The following is a 19,728-nucleotide window of genomic DNA, read 5'->3' on the forward strand; positions in this document are numbered from 1 at the left end:
AATATATCAGTTAGACTTACAAGCCTAATCTTTCCGAAATCTCCAGCATACGTTCAATTGGCTTTTGAGCCCGTATAATGACGTCCTCCGGAAGTGTAATTTCAGGAGATTCAAACTTGAGACAGTTGTAAAGTTTTTCTAAAGTATTAAGTTTCATATGCGGGCAATCGTTGCACGCACATGCATTATTCGGAGGAGCCGGAATAAAAGTCTTTTCGGGACTCGCTTTTTGCATCTGATGAATAATACCGGATTCAGTAGCAACGATATAAACCTGCGACGGATCATTCATTGTAAATTTGAGCATACCCGAAGTAGATCCTACATAATCGGCACCTGCTAAAATATGATCTTCACACTCCGGATGTGCAATAAATTTAGCATCCGGATATTCACTGCGCAAAGCATCAATTTTATCCTGCGAAAAAATCTCATGTACCATACACGCACCGTTCCACAAGACCAGATCTCTGCCCGTCTTCTTTTTAACATAAGCACCCAGATTGCGATCCGGACCAAAAATTATTTTTTGATCCACAGGAAGGCTTTCTACGATCTGCACCGCATTACTGGAAGTACATACGATGTCTGATAGCGCTTTAAGCTCAGCTGTACAATTTACATACGTTATCACCAGGTGATCAGGATATTTCTCTTTAAACTTAGCAAACAAATGAGGAGGACAACTATCTGATAATGAACATCCTGCCTTCAGATCGGGTAATAATACCTTTTTTGAAGGAGATAATATCTTAGCCGTTTCGGCCATAAAGTGCACACCAGCAAACACAATCACATCTGCATCTGTCTTAGCAGCCTGTTGAGAAAGTCCCAAACTATCGCCTATATAATCCGCAATATCCTGAATTTCAGACTCTTGGTAATAATGAGCCAGAATAACAGCATTCTTTTCCTTTTTGAGGCGATTAATTTCTTCTACGAGATCAATTGTCGGATCAATAGCAACATCTATGTATCCTTTTGCTTCCAGATCTCTTTCATAAGTAATATTCATTTCCGTGTTGATAAAATTTAAGTCAACGATTCAGACGGTATCACTTCACAAAAGTAGCGAAAGAATTTGAAACGAAATCCACATTCCTTTTTTTCAATAATTAATAACTCTTTTTATAAAAAGGAGACTTATTGTTTATTAGTGTGTGGAAAATGGGGAAAGTTTTGAGAATTTATATTTGCGATTGTTACTTTTGACATAGTTATCCACATTTATTCACATCTAAAGTTTATAAATAGAGCTGATTTTCAGATATATGAAAATTGTCTGTTTTGGTTTTCCATATTTCAGTGTGAATTGTTTGTTGTTTACATTTTGTTAATAATGGGGTAAAGTTGTGGTTATAATTTGTTCACAATGGCTCGATTTTTTGTGGAAATGTGGAATAAAAAATAGTTTTCATTTTTAATTCACCATTTATCTACACGTTATCCACATATTTTGTTAATTTGTTATCTGAAAAACTTGATTTTTAATACGCATTAGTATTTATGGGAGATCGCAAGGTTGATTTTTTGATTATTGGTTCCGGAATTGCTGGTTTGAGCTTTGCTTTGAAGGCTGCAAAAAAAGGTAAAGTATTGATAGTCACTAAGTCTAATGAAGATGAGTCTAATACCAAATATGCACAGGGCGGGGTAGCTGCCGTTGTGGATAAGTCTGATAGCTTTGATAAGCATATACTTGATACTCAGATAGCTGGGGATGGATTATGCCATGTAGAAATTGTGGAAAACGTTGTTAGGGAAGGACCAGAACGTATTGCAGAGCTTATTGCATACGGAACTAACTTCGATAAGGTGGATGATAACAGTTATGATCTGGCAAAAGAAGGTGGCCATTCCAAGCACCGTATTTTACACTATAAAGATATAACAGGGTATGAAATTGAACGTGCTTTGCTTGCTAAAGTTCATCAGGATCCTAATATTGAGATACTTACGCATTATTTTGCAGTAGATTTAATTACACAGCACCATTTAGGTGAATTTGTGGATAAAAAATCCGAGGATATTAGATGTTTTGGTATCTATGCGCTGAATACAAAGAATCACCGTATCGAAAAGATTTTGAGCCGGATTACCTTAATGGCTTCCGGAGGTGCGGGACATGTGTACTCCAGTACGACTAATCCTACTATAGCGACAGGCGATGGTATAGCTATGGTCTACCGTGCGAAAGGTAAAGTACGTAATATGGAGTTTATCCAGTTTCATCCTACAGCACTTTATAACCCGAGTCAATATCCGGCATTTCTCGTATCAGAGGCTGTACGGGGTTTTGGCGGGATCCTGCGACGTGTTTCAGGTGAGTCCTTTATGGAGGAGTATGATGAACGCGGTTCGTTGGCACCGCGTGATATCGTGGCAAGAGCAATAGATGCTGAGATGAAAAGATCAGGTATCGATTATGTATACCTTGATATTACGATGCGTAGTAAGGAGGATATCTTAGCGCATTTTCCAAATATCTATGAGAAATGTTTATCCATAGGGTTGGATATGACTAAGGATTATATTCCTGTTTCTCCAGCGGCACATTATCTGTGCGGAGGGATCCTAGTAGATTCATACGGACGTAGTACTATTAATAATCTGTATGCATGCGGAGAATGTTCTTCTACCGGTCTTCATGGAGCTAACAGATTGGCTTCCAATTCATTACTGGAAGCGGCTGTATATGCGCACCGGATTTGGCTGGATGCTGCAGAGAAATTGGAAGATATTGATTTTCAAGATAATGTACCCGATTGGGATGATTCCAATACCAGTCTGTCCAATGAGGATATCCTGGTTTCTCACAATCTTCGGGAGACACAAAAAGTAATGTCTGATTATGTGGGGATAGTGCGTTCTGACTTCAGGTTGGATCGTGCATTCAGAAGACTGGGATTTTTATACGATGAGACGGAAGAGTTTTATAAGCATACCAAATTATCTGTACCGCTTTGTGAACTGAGAAATGTGATTCAGGTTGCATTTTTGGTTATTAAGTCAGCTCAGGATCGCAAAGAAAGCAGGGGATTGCATTATTCAACGGATTATCCTTATCATGCTGATGTACTTATGGACACTATATTTTAGAACGTATATGGCTGTTATATTACCTGTTAAGGATAAATACCCCCGGTATTCGGAAGATTGCTTTATAGCGCCTAATGCTACCATTGTAGGCGATGTAGTTATGGGGGATAAGTGTTCGGTATGGTTTAATGCTGTGATCAGAGGTGACGTAAACTATATTCGTATCGGAGCATATACCAATATCCAAGATGGTGCCGTGATTCATTGTACGTACCAAAAAAACGGAACGGATATAGGTAATTATGTCAATATTGGTCATCAGGCAATGGTACATGGTTGTACAGTCAAAGATTATGTATTGATCGGTATGGGTGCCATTGTTATGGATAAGTCAGTAGTAGAGAGTGAAGTTATTATTGCGGCAGGAGCCGTAGTACTCGAAAATACCATTTGTGAATCAGGCTATCTGTATGCAGGTGTACCTGCTAAAAAAATAAAAGCGATAACTGATGAACAAAGAGAAATGTTGCATCAGTTACCGCATAATTATGTTTTATATAGTTCCTGGTTTGAAAACAGTTAATTTATATTGACTGTTTCATTTTGTTCCCAGTTAGCACGTATCGTAAATGTCTTGTTAAGATACCATATGTTCTCTGCCTGCTTTCTGGTCTTTACATCTGCAGGATCCCATACTCCATTCCTGTTGGCATCAAATATTACACGTAACGAATATTTGCCTCCCGGAAATTTCTTGTAGGATATGGTATTATTAGGCCCTAATATCTGCCTGTTAAATACTTTTTCTTTCTTGTCATCAATAAGTTCTACCACATATTGCATAGTACTGTCTGTATTGGTAAAATTGAAGTTTATATCTCCATAATTTTCGCTTTCATCCAGTGTAAAGTTGGTTTTGAACTCCTTATTATGATCCCCGAATAATCCGGTAAGGGCTTTTTCTTCTAATACTAATGTATAATTTCTCTTCGGCTTCCAGTTGAAACGTATGTGGTAAAGCTGATCATTAAGTGTATCCTTTTGTAATTGGAAATTAGTCCTGGCAATGCTATCTTCCGTTAGTTTGACTTTAGACTTATCTATAGACGCTAAAGGCATTTTAGAAGTAACAGTGATGTGGGTAATCTTATCTACTTTATTGCTGATATTTAGAACCGGCAGAATTTCTTTTTCGAACTTCACATTTACACCTTTTTTTATCAATACCGTGTCCATGACTGTATTATAATTACGTATCTCTAGTTTAAGAGAATCAAAATCAGTATTTTGAGTGTATATTAAGGCACTATCTTTATTTACACCATAGCGTATATACTTGGATGCATCCAGTTCCTGCGGAGATAATATTTTCACAGCCGGGTCAAGTAATGGCCGGTTAAAAACTAACTGTATTCCCCCATCCTTTTCCAGTTTCTTTTCACCTGTTCTGAATTTATCAGGATAGGGTTTAGTAAATTCCAACTTAATATTACTGGTATCTTTCCTTAATACGATGCTGTCATTGAGAAAACCTATCCAGTCATCCGTACTTTCATATATGCGATTACTGCTTTTCTCTTTCAATGCATATATTCGGTATGTATCTTCTCTCAGGTTATTGAATTTGAAATTACCGGCTGTATCTACAGCTGTAAATATATTCGCTTTTCGCTTTCCGAATATGCTATCCTGGCGTGTAGGAATCAGAATTACCATAACATCTTTATCCTGATTCTTCATATCCAGACTTTTTGTATAACCGTTAAGAACTGATCCGGATATGGACAGAGAATCTAGCTCATTACCTGTAGCAAATACATACGAATAGTTGGGAAGCGGATTACCTTCATTATAGTCGACGAGTCCTTTTCCAAAATGGATCGTATAAGTAGTATTTTCCTCTAATGAATCGGGCAATGTGATTTCAAGATTCTTTTTCTTGATTTTATATTCAGGTTGAGTATCTACATCCGGAGATATACTGAATTCTTTAAACTGACTGTTGAGTTTGACATACTCATCAAATTCCAAAACGATTTTTTTGGCTTTGAAATTTCGGGTATAATTTTTTGGAAGTTCACTTAATATTTTCGGTGGAAGTGAATCTTTTGGTCCGCCTGTAGGATGTTGCATGTTGGCGCACTGGATAGTACTTAAAATAAGAAGACAAAAAAACGAGAAAATTACCACTTTTTGAAATAAAGTGGTTTTTATCGATTCTGAGCGACTTTTATCTTTTTTGGATGTTTGTATCATAAAATTAAAAATATCTTCTTATATCCTTTTATTTTAAGTTTATTTTTTTATTTCTAATGTGTTGAATTACAACAGTTTAGCTCATATGTACCATTAAAACACTAATATCAGCTGGTGAAACACCTGAAATACGGGAAGCCTGTCCCAGTGTTCTTGGTTTGACCTTTAATAATTTTTGTCTTGCTTCTATTGAAAGTGAAGTTAGAGAATTGTAATCAAAATTCGGATTGATCTCTTTATCTTCCATTTTTTTCATACGGTTGACTATCTCCATTTCTTTTTCAAAGTAGCTATCGTATTTTACTTTTATTTCTGCCTGCTCTATTGTTTCTGTGTCAAACTGGTTAAGATAGCTTTCAAAATCGCTGTCTGCTTTTTTGATATCATAAATATTAATCTGCGGTCTGCTTAATATATTAAACATTCTGGTTTTTTGTGAAACCGGGGAAGAGTTAAGTTCTTCCAGTACCGGATTAATGTGATCAGCTGTCACACTGTTTTGTCTTAAGTACTCTACAATAGCATCTGAATTTTTGATTTTTTCATTCACTTTATTGAGTCTCTCCTCTCCTACAAGACCCAGTTTATAAGCCATAGGTGTAAGACGAATATCTGCATTATCCTGACGTAACAGTAAGCGGTGCTCTGCTCTGGATGTAAACATTCTGTAAGGTTCTTCAGTACCTTTTGTGACGAGGTCATCTATCAGAACACCTATATAAGATTCTGAACGTTTTAGCGTCAGCTCATGAAGATCATTTATTCTTTGGTGAGCATTAATACCTGCTATGAATCCCTGTGCTCCTGCTTCTTCGTACCCTGTTGTTCCATTAATTTGACCCGCAAAAAACAGGTGTTTTACACGCAGTGTTTCAAGTGTCAGATCCAGTTGCATGGGCGGAAAGAAATCATATTCAATTGCATATCCCGGTCTGTACATTCTAGCATTTTCAAATCCGGGTATCAGCTGCAAAGCTTTTTGCTGAACATCTTCAGGAAGAGAAGTTGAAAACCCATTAACGTATATTTCTACAGTATTGAATCCTTCCGGTTCTACAAATATCTGATGTCTTTCGCGTTCCGCAAATCTGTTTATTTTGTCTTCTATGGAAGGGCAGTATCGGGGACCTAATCCTTTTATTCTTCCTGTAAACATTGGAGATCTTTCGAATCCTGTTTTCAGCATTTCATGAACTTTGTCATTTGTGTAGGTTATCCAGCAGCATCTTTGTGCTGTAGGAATAGGTACATCCGTATAGGAAAATCTTCCTTTATTCTCATCTCCCCATTGCTCTTCCATTAGCTCATAATTGAGCGATCTGCCGTCTATACGAGGAGGCGTTCCGGTCTTCATTCTACCGGATTCAAAACCCAGACTTACCAGTTGTTCGGTAAGACCTGTAGCTGCTTTCTCTCCTGTGCGCCCTCCGCCGAATTTCTTTTCTCCTATATGTATTACCCCGTTCAGGAAAGTTCCGTTTGTCAGAACTACTGCATCAGCTTCTATTCGTATCCCTAGTGATGTAATTACTCCTGCTGCTTTATCGCCTTCTACAATAACTTCTTTTACGGTGTCCTGCCACATATCCAGATTCGGGATTGCTTCCAGTTGCATTCTCCATTCTTCTGCAAAGCGCATTCTGTCATTTTGTGATCGCGGACTCCACATAGCAGGACCTTTAGACAGATTGAGCATTCTGAATTGTAGTGTAGATTTATCTGCTATGATACCCGTGTATCCGCCCATAGCATCGATCTCTCTTACGATCTGCCCCTTTGCAACACCTCCTATAGCGGGATTACAGCTCATCTGAGCGATGACACCCATATTCATGGTAATCAATAATACAGACGACCCCAGGTTAGCTGCTGCTGCTGCTGCTTCACATCCGGCATGACCGGCACCTACTACAATTACGTTATATTTCTTAAACATTTTATTTTAGTTTCACGTGGAACAATCACTGCTTCACGATTATTTTATCTATAGTTTCACGTGGAACGCTTATTTATTATTCTGCAAGTTCTGCTAATAATAACCATCGTTCCGTTTTTTCTTCCAGTTTTGATTCAAGTGTTTTTATAGCTTCAGCAATTTCTACGAGTTGTATATGGTCGGTTGTTGATGATAACACTTCTGTCTTTTCTGCGATCTGCTGTTCTAAAGAAGTGACTTCCTTTTCGAGATCTTCATATTCCTTTTGCTCTTTGTAGCTTAGTTTTTTCTTGCCTGGCTGTTCTTTTACTTCTACAGGTTTTACATTTGTTTTCCCCGCTTTGAGTTGCTTGTTCAAAAGGTCTTGTTCAGCTTTGAAGTCTGCATAGTTTCCGTTATAGATGTTGATCTTTCCTGTTCCGTCAAATATAAAAAGCTGATCAGTTAGTTTGTCTACCAGATAACGATCGTGTGAAACAAGAAGAAGCACACCGGTATATTTTTCAAGGAAATCTTCTAATACGTTCAACGTATCTATGTCAAGATCATTTGATGGCTCATCCAGAATCAGGAAATTTGGATTACGCATGAGTACACGCATAAGTTGTAAACGCTTGCGTTCTCCCCCACTCAGTTTTTCAACCATGCCGAATTGTTTCTCCGGAGGGAATAAGAAATGTGTCAATAATTGTGAAGCGGTGATTACTTCACCTTTGGCCATTTCAATATATTCAGCAACATTCTTTACTACGTCTATTACCCGTTCATTATTTTGGAATTCCAGACCACCTTGTTTATAGTAACCGTATACTGTGGTCTCTCCTACACTGATTGTTCCGGATGTTGGTTTTTCGATGCCGGTGATTAAATTCAGGAAGGTAGATTTTCCTGAACCATTGCGACCTGATAAACCAATACGATCTCCTTTTTTGAAAGTATAGCTGAAATTTTCAATGATACATTTTGTACCGAAACTTTTAGAAGCATTTTCTATTTCCAGAATTTTGGATCCCTGGCGACTTACTTTTACACTCAGTTGTACAATATCGTTTTTCTTTGCTGCTTTAGATTTCTCTTCAAGATCATAGTAGGCTTCAATTCTGGATTTGGATTTAGTACCCCGTGCCTGAGGTTGCCTGCGCATCCATTCTAATTCTTTACGCAACAGATTTCTACTCTTTTCAACCAGTAAAGAATCATTGGCTTCGCGCTCTGCTTTTTTCTCCAGATAGTAACTGTAGTTGCCTTTGAATGTAAGGAGGTTTCCTCTGTCAAGTTCACGGATTTCTGTACAAACTCCATCCAGAAAGTAACGGTCGTGTGTCACTAACAGTACCGTTTTATTTCCTGTAGTCAATAACTTTTCTAACCATTCAATAGTCTCGATATCCAGATGATTCGTAGGCTCATCTAAAATATAGACATCAGGTTCGTCTATGAGTAATTTTGCAAGTGCCAGTCTTTTTCTCTGACCTCCTGACAGATTATCTATCTGTTGAGTGAAATCAATAATATTAAGACGGTTTAAAATAGTCTTGATATTGTATTCATATTCCCACGCATTGAGCAGGGATAATTTTTCAGTAAGATCTTCCAGTTTTTGCTGATCAGGTTCATCTGTGCTTAACAGTTCTTCATACTGACGGATTAAAGTTTGCTGTTCGTTATCTGCACTATAAATGAAATCATTGATAGAATGTAATCCTGAAAAGTCAGGGTCCTGAGCAAGAAAACCAATTTTAATTCCTTTTTCCTTTACTACCTTTCCGGAAGTCGGAATTACCTTTTCTGCTAAAATAGAGAGAAGTGTAGATTTGCCGGTACCGTTGATTCCGACAAGAGCTATGCGATCACCCTTTTGTAGTCCAAAATGGATGTCCTTGAATAGCCATCTGTCATTGAAGGAATGACTAACCTGTTCTGTAGATAATATACTCACGCTAATTCTTTAATTTTTGCCGTCTTGAAGATATGTGTCCCCGTTATATCAGATAAACATACATGCATCATTGAGCTGGCAACGTCTGCTGCTTTTATACTTTTGTAATCTTTTAATTTTCCTATTAGGAAATAATTTATAATACTCATAGCCGCTGAAGATATCTTCTCCAGTAATCTGTTTTCTTTACGTTTGCCCAATAATAAAGAGGGTCTTAATATGAATGTCCTTTCAATGGAAAGCGATTTTATATCCCGTTCTACCTCTCCTTTCATTTTGAGGTAGAAATTATTGGATAATACATTAGCCCCCATACTCGATACCAAACATACAGCAGAAAGCCCCTTATCTTTTAATTGCTGAGCTACCGATAAGGGATAATCATGATCTATCTTATAATATGCGGACAAATCAGGAGTTTTACTTTTGGTACTTCCCAGGCAGCAATAGAGGTGATCAACAGCTATATTTTCCAAGTGATGAGCTATTGAATCCGCATCTGCTACAATATTGATAAATCCGGGGTGTTGCAACTGCAGCGGGCTTCTTGATACAGCATATACCGTTGAATACTGTGTATTATCCAAAAGCATATCAACCAAAAAGCTGCCAATCAGGCCTGTGGAGCCCAAAACAAGTGCGGTATAGCCAGTCTTATCCATAATAAGGTACAAAAATACAGAATTAAACGGGTTTGAGGTGAGTAATATTTATAGGAAAGCTAAGAATTGTACTTCTTTATGACAGTGTATATAATACGGTCTAATTTAAGCGATGATTAGCAATAAGATTAAAGCGGGGAATTTCTACATAAAAAATCTCTCCGTCTAACTGACGGGACATCTGATATGTACCTTCCATATAGCCCATCTCGCTTTTAAGATTACAACCTGAGACATATTGATGCGATTCTCCCGGTTGTATAACTGGCTGTTCTCCAACGACACCATCTCCTTCTACTTCTCTGTGTTCTCCTATAGCATCAAATATCTGCCAATGGCGACGCAATAGCTGAACTGTATAATCCCCTACATTTTCAATAGAAATACGATAAGCAAACATGAAATGTTCCTTTTCAGGATTAGAATATTCCGGTTGATAAATACTCTCTACCGAAATCTTTACACCTTCTGTTATTTGAGATACCATTAATGCAAATATTAATATAATTTATAAATTATCAAAGAACAACTCCCTGAATGTGATAAAATTACGTAAAAATGAAAAAATCCTGAAGCAGAGCGTGTTAATGTTTGTTAAATGGTAATTGCGGCCTGTAAAGGTATAATAACGGGCAAGATAAATTTGATATTCACCTGATCATATTCGTCATAAATGACTAGGTTTGCATATGTCAAAAGGTATATTGTATCTTCTTCCTGTCCCATTGAGCGACGATGCTGCAATGGCTTCCTATACCCCCTATTTGCAAGAGACCATCAATACGTTAGATGAATATATTGTAGAAAACGAAAAGACTGCCCGCAAATTTTTGAAGCAGGCCGGACTTAGTATTCCGCAACAACAGTTAATCATCCATGATTATGGAAAACATAACCGCGATCAGGGGAACAAACAAGAGTTTTTTAGAGGGCTGATGTCCGGCAAAAATGTGGGATTAATGTCTGAAGCAGGTTGTCCGGGAGTAGCAGATCCGGGCGCAGATATTGTTGCAGAAGCACATAGTAAAGGTATAAAAGTTGTTCCTTTGGTGGGTCCAAGTTCTATTCTTTTAGCGTTAATGGCCTCAGGTTTCAGCGGACAGAAGTTTGCATTTCAGGGATATCTTCCCATCGATAAATCGGATCGAAACCGTAAAATAAAAGATCTGGAAGCACAGGCCTATAGAGACAAGCAGACGCAGATTTTTATAGAAACGCCTTTCCGCAACAATACATTATTTGCAGAATTACTAAAGGTATGCAAGCCCCAAACCAAAATATGTGTGGCTTGTAACCTTACAGCACAGGATGAATTTGTTCTCACACTTACAGTAGATCAATGGAAGAAAAGAAAAGATGATTTTCACAAAAAACCCGCTATTTTCCTTCTTTATTTTTGAAGAATGGAAAATAGATAAATGTGTTTGTAATATGCTCTTTTAAGCTGATTTTTATAATAAAAATAAAACTAAAGAACCTTTTACAGGTTTTTAAATTGTCAGATGTGTGCTAAATATTATTCATAAATATCAAGTTTTGAATAATTCAGCCTATATTTAAAGAAGAAATTCAAAACTAAGAATGCTAGAGTTTACACCTGATAAGATGACGATGGAAATGCTGTACATTATTTTGGCAGCTTCTGCAGTTCGTCTGATTTGCTGGATTTTATTTGCCAATACCATTCGGAAAACATTAAATCTGATCGCTCCTGAAAACAGGAATATCCTGCCTTCGCAGGCCTGGTTTGTAGCGGTCCCACTGTTCAATATTTACTGGCACTTTGAGGTGGCTCGCAGACTATGCGACTCCCTGAATAACGAGTTTTATGACCGTAAAATTCCGGTTGAAGAAAATCCTACACGTAAAGAAGGACAGATCTATGCATGGACATTTCTTTCCATTAATATTCCTTTTCCACCCTTTATACTTGTTATTGCAGGTATTATGAACCTGATTTATTTCATTACATATTGGGTTAAAATCAATCAATACAGAGTTTTATTGAAAGAGCACAATAAGTTTGTAGAAAAAGAGGTTAATGAAGGATAAAGGATTGCTCCTTTTCTTTGATAAAGTAAAGCAAATAAGAGTCGAATGAAAATATTTGAATTAACGAATTATTTAGAGAGTATTGCTCCTTTGGCTTATCAGGAGTCTTATGATAATTCCGGTCTGTTAGTGGGTAATCCGGGGGATGAGATTCACCGTGCATTAATTTCATTAGATTGTACCGAAGCAGTCGTAGATGAAGCTATTGCTGAAGGATGTGATATCATTATCTCGCACCACCCTATTGTCTTCGGGGGCTTGAAAAAGTTTACCGGATCCAACTATGTAGAGCGTGTGATTATCAAGGCCATCCGCAATAATATTGCTATTTATGCTATTCATACCAATCTGGATAATATCTTTGGCGGAGTCAGTTCAAAAATTGCCGAGAAACTCCATCTGGAGAATACAGCTATACTGAAGCAAAAGAAAAATCTTTTAAATAAGCTGGTTGTATATGTTCCGCGGACACATGTGGAGATTGTCCGGGATGCTCTTTTTGAAGCAGGTGCAGGGAATATTGGTAACTACGACCAGTGCAGCTATAACAGTGCCGGATACGGAACTTTCAGACCGTTGGAAGGAGCTGATCCGGCTATTGGTGAAATCGGTCAGCAGGAAAGAGTAGAAGAGACTAAAATAGAGGTCATTTATCCGCAAATAAAAGAGCGTGAAATCCTTGTAGCGATGTATGCGAGCCATCCATATGAAGAGGTTGCGTATAATATTGTTACATTGCAAAACAATTATCAGATAATAGGATCGGGAGTGATAGGAAATTTATCCGAACCAATGAGTGAAATAGATTTTCTGCGGTATTTGAAGGAAAAGCTCAATCTAACAGTTATTCGTCATACAGAATTGAGAGGAAAGGAAGTGTCTCGAGTGGCGGTATGTGGAGGTGCAGGCGGCTTTTTACTTGCTGATGCAAAAAGATCAGGAGCAGATTTTTTTGTGACGGCTGATTATAAGTATCACGAGTTTTTCGATGCTGAAGGTCAGATCGTCATTGCAGATACGGGACATTTTGAAAGTGAACAATTTACGCAAGAATTATTGTTAGAGATTATTCGGAATAAATTTGCTAACTTTGCAGTCCTAATAACGGAAACAGACACAAATCCAATAAAATACTACTGTTAATGGAACAAACTGTAGAACAAAAATTGAAAGCATTATGGTCTTTGCAAACCATACATACTAAAGTCGATAAAATTCGTCAAATCAGAGGTGAATTGCCTATCGAAGTAGCTGATCTTGAAGATGAAATCGCAGGATTAGAAACCCGTATTGAGAAAATCAGAACGGACCTGGATGAATTGGAAGATTCTATCGTAAAGCGCAAAAACATGATTAAGGACGCTCAGGGGGCCATCAAGAAATATGAAGGTCAGCTGAACGAAGTTAAAAACAATCGTGAATATGATGCTATCACTAAGGAGATCGAAATTCAGGGCTTAGAAATTCAGGTGTGTGAAAAACGAATCAAAGAATATGAGTTCGAAATTCGTAACAAGACTGAGCAATACGAAAGCACAGAAAAGACCTTAGGTTACAACAAAACAGAGCTTGAAGGGAAAAGAAAAGAGCTGGATACAATTACGGCAGAAACTCAAAAAGAGGAAGATACGTTATTGAAGAATGCTGAAGCAGCAGAGAAAAACATTGAAGAGCGTTTGATGAATGTCTACAACAGACTTCGTAATTCATTCAAAAATGGTTTGGCTGTAGTTTCTATTGACCGCGACAGCTGTTCAGGATGTCACAACAAGATCCCTGCGCAGATGCAATCTGAGATTCGCCAACGCAAAAAAATCATTATTTGTGAACATTGCGGACGTGTAATCGTTGACGAAGGAATCCTACTGGAAGTAGAAGGCGAAATGGTGTAATTTCCATTTACGATAAAAAATGTTAAAGCGCTGATATTGTCAGCGCTTTTTTTGTAAATCAGATTTCATACCTGTATCTTCATGCTGTTTTACAACAAAATTTTAATAGCATATTTCCTACTTTATGAATAAAAAGCTAAGATTCTATTTCAGTAGTATCATTCTCACTGTATTTTCAGCTACAGCTGCTCAGGGACAGCAACAGGAAACTCTCTTATTGAGAAATCCCAGCATCAGTCAAAATCACATCTCTTTTGTATATGGAGGCGATATCTGGATCGCGGGGAGAGACGGCAGTAATCCCAAAAGACTTACCGTCAACCCCGATGTAGAAAGAAATCCAATGTTTTCACCGGACGGAAAGCAGATTGCTTTTACAGGTAATTATGATGGTAATGTAGATGTTTATACTATTTCTGTCGCAGGAGGTGAACCTAAGCGAATTACGTATCATCCTGCAGCAGATGTAATGAGAGGATGGATTAATAATCAGGAACTCTACTTTACAAGTACACAGGAATTTCAGTACTCATTGGGTTCCAGACTCTATAAGATCAATATAAACAAAGGAAAAGATGAAGCTCTTCCTATGCCTACAGCTTTTGAGGGTTCCCCTTCTCCGGACGGAAATTATTGGGCTTATTTAAAAAATTCAGATCCTACAGAGCGCGAAGTAGTTGCTTTTAAAAGATACAGAGGCGGAGGTATGCCTTCGATCTGGATTTTCAATAATAAAACAAATGATATCGAAATCATACCGGGTGAAAAAAGTAATAATGTTAAACCCATATGGCTGGGGGACAAAATTTACTTCTTGTCAGATAGAGATAAAATCGTGAATATCTTCAGCTACGATACAAAAACCAAGAAAACAGAGAAACTAACGAATAGCAAGGAATATGACATCCGGACGTTAAACGGCTTTGGTGATGATCTTATATATGAGGCTGAAGGTAAGATCTATACCTTCAATATTAAAAGCAAAAAGACCGCTCATATTCCGGTTCAGATATTTGCAGATAACACGTATAAGCGTCCGCATTATTCCAATATATCCGAAGGTATCCGCAATTGGAATGTCTCTCCTACGGGTCAGCGGGCAATTTTTGAAGCAAGAGGTGAAATATTCACTGTACCTAAAGAAAAAGGTGATGCAAGAAATATATCCTCTTCACCAGGCTCTCATGAGCGTTTTCCGAATTGGTCACCTAACGGAAAATGGATATCTTATCTGTCAGATGCAAGAGGGAAATATGAATTGGTGCTGAGAGATCAGATGGCCAAAAATGACCCTATTTATATATCACTGGGAGATTATTACTTCTATTTTGATCCGATCTGGTCTCCGGACAGCAAAAAGCTATTCTTTAATGATGCTCATCTCAACTTGTATTATGTAGATATTGACACGAAGAAGGTAACAAAAGTTGATGATGATGTTCTGGGATCGCATACAAACAGAACCGGCAATTATTTTGAACCGTCATGGTCTCCGGATTCTAAATGGATTTCTTACATCAAAACATTACCAAATACGGTATCGGCAGTATTTATGTATAATCTGGATACAAAGCAAAGTCAGCAAATCACGGACGGCATGTCTGAAACGCATCAGCCGACCTTCAGCAGAGACGGAAAGTATCTGTTCTTTACGGCCAGTACGAATACCGGACTGACAAATTCGGGCTTACATATGTCCGCCTATGAGCGCTCTCCTAATTATACGATTTATGCCTTTATTTTAGCTAAGGACACGCCTTCTCCGTTTAAACTGGAAAGTGATGAAGAAGCTGTTGGTAAGGATAAAGAAAAGGAAGAAGAGAAGAAAAAAGAAGAAAAAGAGGATAAGAAGGAAGAACCGAAGGTCAAAAATATCAAGGTTGAATTTGATCAGATTTCTAATCGTATTGTTGCTTTACCATTACCAGCAGGCTATTATAAACTGGATGGAAGAGTGGAAGATATGTTGCTATACCAGCGAGGACGTACTATCGGAGGATATGATTTGAAGAAGCTGGAAGATAAAGTATTTGTTGAGGGTGCGGGCGGATTTGAAGTTAGTGCAGATGGTAAAAAACTGATGTACAGTTTAGGAGGATCATATTTTATTGTGAATTCTAACCAGAAGCCTATTCCTGATAACGGTAAGCTAAAGATAGATAATGTCAAACAGCTCGTAGATCCTGCTGCTGAGTGGAAGCAGGTGTTCAATGAAGTGTGGGCAATGGAAAAGGAATATTTCTATGTAGAGAATATGCATGGTGCAGATTGGAATGCCGTAAAGCGTAAATATGAAAAGTTTCTGCCTTACGTAAACCATCGCTCGGATCTGTCTTATCTTTTGAATGAAATGATGGGTGAAATGGTTGTAGGCCACAGTTACATCTATCCGGGAGACCAGCCAAGAACTCCGTCTGTAAATGTAGGAATGCTGGGTGCGGATTATAAAATAACAGACAATCGTTATCAGATAAGCAAGATCTATACACGTATGGAGTGGAATCCTGATCTGCAGGCACCATTAGCTGAGCCGGGTATAGAGGTTTCGGAAGGTATGTTTATCGTATCTGTAAACGGAGTGGAGCTGACTGCCGATATGAATATTTACAGTTTATTCAATCAGACAGCCGGAAAGCAAACTGTCATTATGGTGAATAGTAAACCATCCCTGGTGGGCGCAAAGGAGGTGGTCGTAAAACCAATTCCTTTCAGTGATGAAGTAAACTTACGTCAGACGGAATGGGTAGAGCGCAATAGAAAACGCACAGACGAGCTGAGTAAAGGCCAGATAGCATATGTGTATATGCCGAATACCGGTTCAGAGGGATATACCTCATTCAACAGATACTATTTCGCTCAAATGGATAAGAAAGCACTGTTACTGGATGAGCGTAATAATGGCGGAGGATCGGTAGCTGATTATGTCATCGATTTGCTGTCCCGTGATCTGATCGCCGGTTGGGGCATCCGTGACGGAAAGAGCTTTACTACACCCGGAAATGGGATATACGGGCCAAAAGCTATGATTATTAATGAAAATGCAGGTTCAGGAGGGGATATGATGCCTTATATGTTTCGCCACAAAGGTTTAGGGAAACTGGTTGGTCGTACGACTATGGGCATATTGGTCGGTATCAGCGGTTACCCTATTTTATTGGATGGCGGAAGAGTAACTTCTCCTAACTTTGGAATATTTGATCTGAAAGGGAATTATATTATCGAAAATGAAGGTGTTGCTCCGGACGTTTTTGTTGAGCAGACACCAAAAGAAGTACTACAGGGACGTGATCCGCAACTGGAGAAAACTATACAGATCTTGTTGGAAGAGATGAAAACATATCCGTATCAGCAGATGCGTAAACCGGCAGATCCGGTCAGAGTAAATTAATAGAATAGTGAAAGGGGGCTGAAGATTAATCTTCAGCCCCCTTTTAATTAAATAACACGTCCCATCTGAGGGTCTGTCATCGAGGAAGTCCCTGTCTCGACTCTTCCGGCAAAACCACGTTCAAAATTCGGATCATCAGCTAATAAAACCTTAACTTCATACCAGTTAAACGACTTTTTCCCATTGATAGAAATAATTTTTTCCTGATTGGGCTTCAGGCTTATTTTCTCCTGAAGGTGTTGATAGATCTGTGCAGATACGATTACAGGTTGTGTTTTATTTGGATCCGTATTTTTAATCCTGAGGTTAATGTTACCGGTCGGAATACCCTTCCTATCTAATTCATATTCACAGGTTACTGTTAATGCTGTTGAGCTTTGATCGCCTTTGAAGGTTCGTAGAAATCCGTTAGGACCATATACCCGTAAGTCATAGTGGTCTTTGAAGTCTCCCAGATTCCATTCAAAATCTACCTGATTTCCTGCTGAAGTGGCAAAAGGCCAGTAGCTTACACCGTCTTTATAGGAAGATCCGGAATACACATTGAAAGGTGCACCTAATGCTTTGTCTCTGAATATGTTTTTTCCGGCATTAAAACGGAGTTTTATTTTAGAGGCAGTCATCTCAGCATCTACGTACAACTCATATGCTAATGCTGAGGATTCTTTTATACCGGATTCTTGTTTAGGTAGAAACGGACTTGTAGCCGGAGAGCTGTTTGCAGTTTCTATTTCGGAAGAAGACAGTTCATGGTGGTTTTTCGGATAGTCCAGCGATTTACTTTTATCTATTCTCAGTATTTGTTCATTACGGTCAAGGAAATCCGGTGAAGACGTAATCTTGTTAGTTTGAGGACGGAAGGCGGAGGTCAGATCACCGGTAATCCCTCTTCTCCAGGAGCTTATATTACTTTCGAAGATTTGCTTATTGTACTTTTTATTCAGGAATGTTTCCATAAACTGAATGGTAGAGGTGATATCGCATACTTCGGAATTTACCCAGCCTCCCTTAGACCATGGTGAAGCAATGACAAGCGGAACACGATACCCCAACCCTACAGGCCCTTCTGTTGCACTCTGCTCGGATACACCTGCTGCAATCTCCTGTGCGCGTGTTACATATTCATCACTGTAGTCCAGATCAGGAGAGGTTCGACCTGAGGCCGGATCATTTGGATTAGGAGCAACAAATGGAGGGATATGGTCAAAATATCCATCATTTTCATCGTAATTAAGGATAAAAATAGTTTTTTTCCAGATTTCAGGATTTTGAGTCAATATATTCAGCACTTCTGAAACATACCATGCACCGTACATCGGTGCGCTCGGATGATCTGAAAAGTTTTGTGGGGCAACCAGCCAGGAAACAGTCGGCAGCTTTCCGGATTTGACATCTTCTCTAAACTGATATAACACATCACCTTTGGGAACCGTAATATCCTTTGATGTTCCCTGGTCATCCATAGAGACCGTTTCGATTTCATGATAGTTCGGATCTCCTTCGTTTGTCTGGAAGGCTTTGGTTACAAGTGCTTTATCAAAATTGCTTAACGCAGCGAAGTTTTCGGCACTGTATGTTTTTAATGCAGACTGATAGCTTTCCAGTTGTTGAATTTTGTTCTTTAAGTTTTTCTGCAATTTTTGGCTATCAGCAGGTTTTGTGTTTTTTATCTGAGTTTCCAAATCCGCAATTTCTGCAGGTAACTGTGTTACACGCACTTTTAAAAAATCGGTATGGCTTTTCTTGAACCGGATATTGTACTGCGCGAACCACTCCAGATTATTGTCTGTAAAATTACCTAACCAGGGTTCGCGTTCTCCTTCAAGGGCATTTTGTATACTGACCTCATTTTGATAGACTCTCCAGCTGATATTATTTTCCTCCAGTCGTTCAGGAAAAGTTTTCCAGTGTGCAAGTTGATTAAAATAGATGTCTGAATTACGTACAAGAGGCTTTTTTCCCTTTTCAGGCACACATTTTCCGGTCCAGAAGAAGTGGCGGTTAGTAGTCGTTCCGGTTATAGAAGAACAGAAATGCTGATCGCAAATCGTAAATGCATCTGCAAAGGCATAGTAAAACGGAATATCTGCTCTGGAATAGTATCCCAGCGTCAGAGGAATATCCCTTTGTTCCTTTATTCCCGAGCGTTTGGCCTCCAGCCAGTTATCGTGTTTTCCTTTATTACGAGCTGCAGATTGGTTTTCCCAGGAATGTGGAAGATCTCTTGTCCAGGCAGCATTCGAATTTTGCAGATCTAACCTAAACGGAGCATAAGTTTTACCTTCTTTGTTTTGCTGTAACCAGACCAGGTTTTTATTGGGTAATTGGATTGCTCTTGGATCATTAAATCCACGCACACCTTTTAATGTGCCAAAGCTGTGATCAAAAGATCTGTTTTCCTGCATCAGTAGTACAATATGCTCAGCGTCATAGAATGTTGATCCGGGGGCCGGCTCAATAGCTAGTGCTGCCTGAATAGATCCCGGCAGGCTATTGAAAAGACCAAAGGAACCCGTTAATAATGCGGCCTTTTTAATAAAATCTCTTCTATTTTCCATAAGAAT

14 protein-coding genes are annotated in these 19,728 nt (G+C 38.6%); 7 read left to right on the forward strand and 7 right to left on the reverse strand.

The features are described 5' to 3' along the window. Nucleotides 1-16: 16 nt before the first annotated feature. Nucleotides 17-1,015: a quinolinate synthase NadA gene (gene nadA, locus I6J03_RS09020; protein ID WP_003009667.1), complete on the reverse strand. Its 999-nt coding sequence runs from the start codon at nucleotides 1,013-1,015 to the stop codon at nucleotides 17-19. A 491-nt stretch (nucleotides 1,016-1,506) separates the two neighbouring features. Between nadA and nadB the strand changes: the two genes are divergently transcribed. After that, entirely contained in the window at nucleotides 1,507-3,099 is a 1,593-nt protein-coding gene (gene nadB, locus I6J03_RS09025; RefSeq protein WP_003009670.1) for an L-aspartate oxidase, read from the forward strand. Nucleotides 3,100-3,106: 7 nt separating this feature from the next. Next, the gene (locus I6J03_RS09030; RefSeq protein ID WP_039990175.1) at nucleotides 3,107-3,622 is read left to right on the forward strand and encodes a gamma carbonic anhydrase family protein; all 516 of its coding nucleotides are present in this window, start codon (nucleotides 3,107-3,109) and stop codon (nucleotides 3,620-3,622) included. Here the strand turns inward: I6J03_RS09030 and I6J03_RS09035 are convergent. The 5 genes from I6J03_RS09035 to apaG form a co-directional block, all read right to left on the reverse strand. Continuing rightward, a complete protein-coding gene (locus I6J03_RS09035; RefSeq protein WP_232279776.1) occupies nucleotides 3,619-5,172 on the reverse strand; it encodes an Ig-like domain-containing protein in 1,554 nt (517 codons plus the stop codon). The genes I6J03_RS09030 and I6J03_RS09035 overlap by 4 nt on opposite strands. 199 nt (nucleotides 5,173-5,371) lie before the next feature. Then, nucleotides 5,372-7,231: a tRNA uridine-5-carboxymethylaminomethyl(34) synthesis enzyme MnmG gene (gene mnmG, locus I6J03_RS09040; protein WP_003009678.1), complete on the reverse strand. Its 1,860-nt coding sequence runs from the start codon at nucleotides 7,229-7,231 to the stop codon at nucleotides 5,372-5,374. A gap of 76 nt (nucleotides 7,232-7,307) precedes the next feature. Next, nucleotides 7,308-9,170, reverse strand: a complete 1,863-nt coding sequence (locus I6J03_RS09045; protein ID WP_003009682.1) for an ABC-F family ATP-binding cassette domain-containing protein — start codon at nucleotides 9,168-9,170, stop codon at nucleotides 7,308-7,310. After that, on the reverse strand, nucleotides 9,167-9,832 hold the full coding sequence (locus I6J03_RS09050) for an NAD(P)H-binding protein (protein ID WP_003009685.1): 666 nt from the start codon (nucleotides 9,830-9,832) through the stop codon (nucleotides 9,167-9,169). The genes I6J03_RS09045 and I6J03_RS09050 overlap by 4 nt, the downstream gene beginning before the upstream one ends. A gap of 100 nt (nucleotides 9,833-9,932) precedes the next feature. Next, nucleotides 9,933-10,319 carry a Co2+/Mg2+ efflux protein ApaG gene (gene apaG, locus I6J03_RS09055; RefSeq protein ID WP_003009688.1) on the reverse strand — a complete coding sequence of 129 codons (387 nt, stop codon included), beginning with the start codon at nucleotides 10,317-10,319 and terminating at the stop codon, nucleotides 9,933-9,935. A gap of 202 nt (nucleotides 10,320-10,521) precedes the next feature. On the opposite strand from apaG, the gene I6J03_RS09060 reads away from it, so the two are divergent. The 5 genes from I6J03_RS09060 to I6J03_RS09080 all read left to right on the forward strand — a co-directional run bounded on the left by I6J03_RS09060 (nucleotide 10,522) and on the right by I6J03_RS09080 (nucleotide 17,164). Continuing rightward, entirely contained in the window at nucleotides 10,522-11,232 is a 711-nt protein-coding gene (locus I6J03_RS09060; RefSeq protein WP_003009693.1) for an SAM-dependent methyltransferase, read from the forward strand. A gap of 181 nt (nucleotides 11,233-11,413) precedes the next feature. Beyond that, nucleotides 11,414-11,884 carry a hypothetical protein gene (locus tag I6J03_RS09065; protein ID WP_003009696.1) on the forward strand — a complete coding sequence of 157 codons (471 nt, stop codon included), beginning with the start codon at nucleotides 11,414-11,416 and terminating at the stop codon, nucleotides 11,882-11,884. A gap of 45 nt (nucleotides 11,885-11,929) precedes the next feature. Next, the gene (locus tag I6J03_RS09070) at nucleotides 11,930-13,027 is read left to right on the forward strand and encodes a Nif3-like dinuclear metal center hexameric protein (RefSeq protein WP_003009698.1); all 1,098 of its coding nucleotides are present in this window, start codon (nucleotides 11,930-11,932) and stop codon (nucleotides 13,025-13,027) included. Continuing rightward, nucleotides 13,027-13,776, forward strand: a complete 750-nt coding sequence (locus tag I6J03_RS09075; protein ID WP_003009700.1) for a zinc ribbon domain-containing protein — start codon at nucleotides 13,027-13,029, stop codon at nucleotides 13,774-13,776. The genes I6J03_RS09070 and I6J03_RS09075 overlap by 1 nt, the downstream gene beginning before the upstream one ends. A gap of 124 nt (nucleotides 13,777-13,900) precedes the next feature. Beyond that, entirely contained in the window at nucleotides 13,901-17,164 is a 3,264-nt protein-coding gene (locus tag I6J03_RS09080; RefSeq protein ID WP_003009703.1) for a S41 family peptidase, read from the forward strand. Nucleotides 17,165-17,211: 47 nt separating this feature from the next. On the opposite strand, the gene I6J03_RS09085 is transcribed toward I6J03_RS09080, so the two are convergent. Next, the gene (locus tag I6J03_RS09085) at nucleotides 17,212-19,722 is read right to left on the reverse strand and encodes a phosphocholine-specific phospholipase C (RefSeq protein WP_003009705.1); all 2,511 of its coding nucleotides are present in this window, start codon (nucleotides 19,720-19,722) and stop codon (nucleotides 17,212-17,214) included. Nucleotides 19,723-19,728 lie beyond the last annotated feature (6 nt).

The organism is Sphingobacterium spiritivorum, from assembly GCF_016724845.1.
In the GTDB taxonomy this organism is placed as follows: Bacteria; Bacteroidota; Bacteroidia; order Sphingobacteriales; family Sphingobacteriaceae; genus Sphingobacterium; species Sphingobacterium spiritivorum_A.

Bases quoted from the DNA above. Each gene is read 5' to 3' on its own strand.
- I6J03_RS09065 (WP_003009696.1), top strand. From the start codon at position 11,414: ATGCTAGAGTTTACACCTGATAAGATGACGATGGAAATGCTGTACATT.
- I6J03_RS09070 (WP_003009698.1), top strand. From the start codon at position 11,930: ATGAAAATATTTGAATTAACGAATTATTTAGAGAGTATTGCTCCTTTG.
- I6J03_RS09030 (WP_039990175.1), top strand. From the start codon at position 3,107: ATGGCTGTTATATTACCTGTTAAGGATAAATACCCCCGGTATTCGGAA.
- I6J03_RS09060 (WP_003009693.1), top strand. From the start codon at position 10,522: ATGTCAAAAGGTATATTGTATCTTCTTCCTGTCCCATTGAGCGACGAT.
- I6J03_RS09085 (WP_003009705.1), bottom strand. From the start codon at position 19,722: ATGGAAAATAGAAGAGATTTTATTAAAAAGGCCGCATTATTAACGGGT.
- mnmG (WP_003009678.1), bottom strand. From the start codon at position 7,231: ATGTTTAAGAAATATAACGTAATTGTAGTAGGTGCCGGTCATGCCGGA.
- I6J03_RS09075 (WP_003009700.1), top strand. From the start codon at position 13,027: ATGGAACAAACTGTAGAACAAAAATTGAAAGCATTATGGTCTTTGCAA.
- I6J03_RS09080 (WP_003009703.1), top strand. From the start codon at position 13,901: ATGAATAAAAAGCTAAGATTCTATTTCAGTAGTATCATTCTCACTGTA.
- I6J03_RS09050 (WP_003009685.1), bottom strand. From the start codon at position 9,832: ATGGATAAGACTGGCTATACCGCACTTGTTTTGGGCTCCACAGGCCTG.
- nadA (WP_003009667.1), bottom strand. From the start codon at position 1,015: ATGAATATTACTTATGAAAGAGATCTGGAAGCAAAAGGATACATAGAT.
- apaG (WP_003009688.1), bottom strand. From the start codon at position 10,319: ATGGTATCTCAAATAACAGAAGGTGTAAAGATTTCGGTAGAGAGTATT.
- I6J03_RS09035 (WP_232279776.1), bottom strand. From the start codon at position 5,172: ATGCAACATCCTACAGGCGGACCAAAAGATTCACTTCCACCGAAAATA.
- nadB (WP_003009670.1), top strand. From the start codon at position 1,507: ATGGGAGATCGCAAGGTTGATTTTTTGATTATTGGTTCCGGAATTGCT.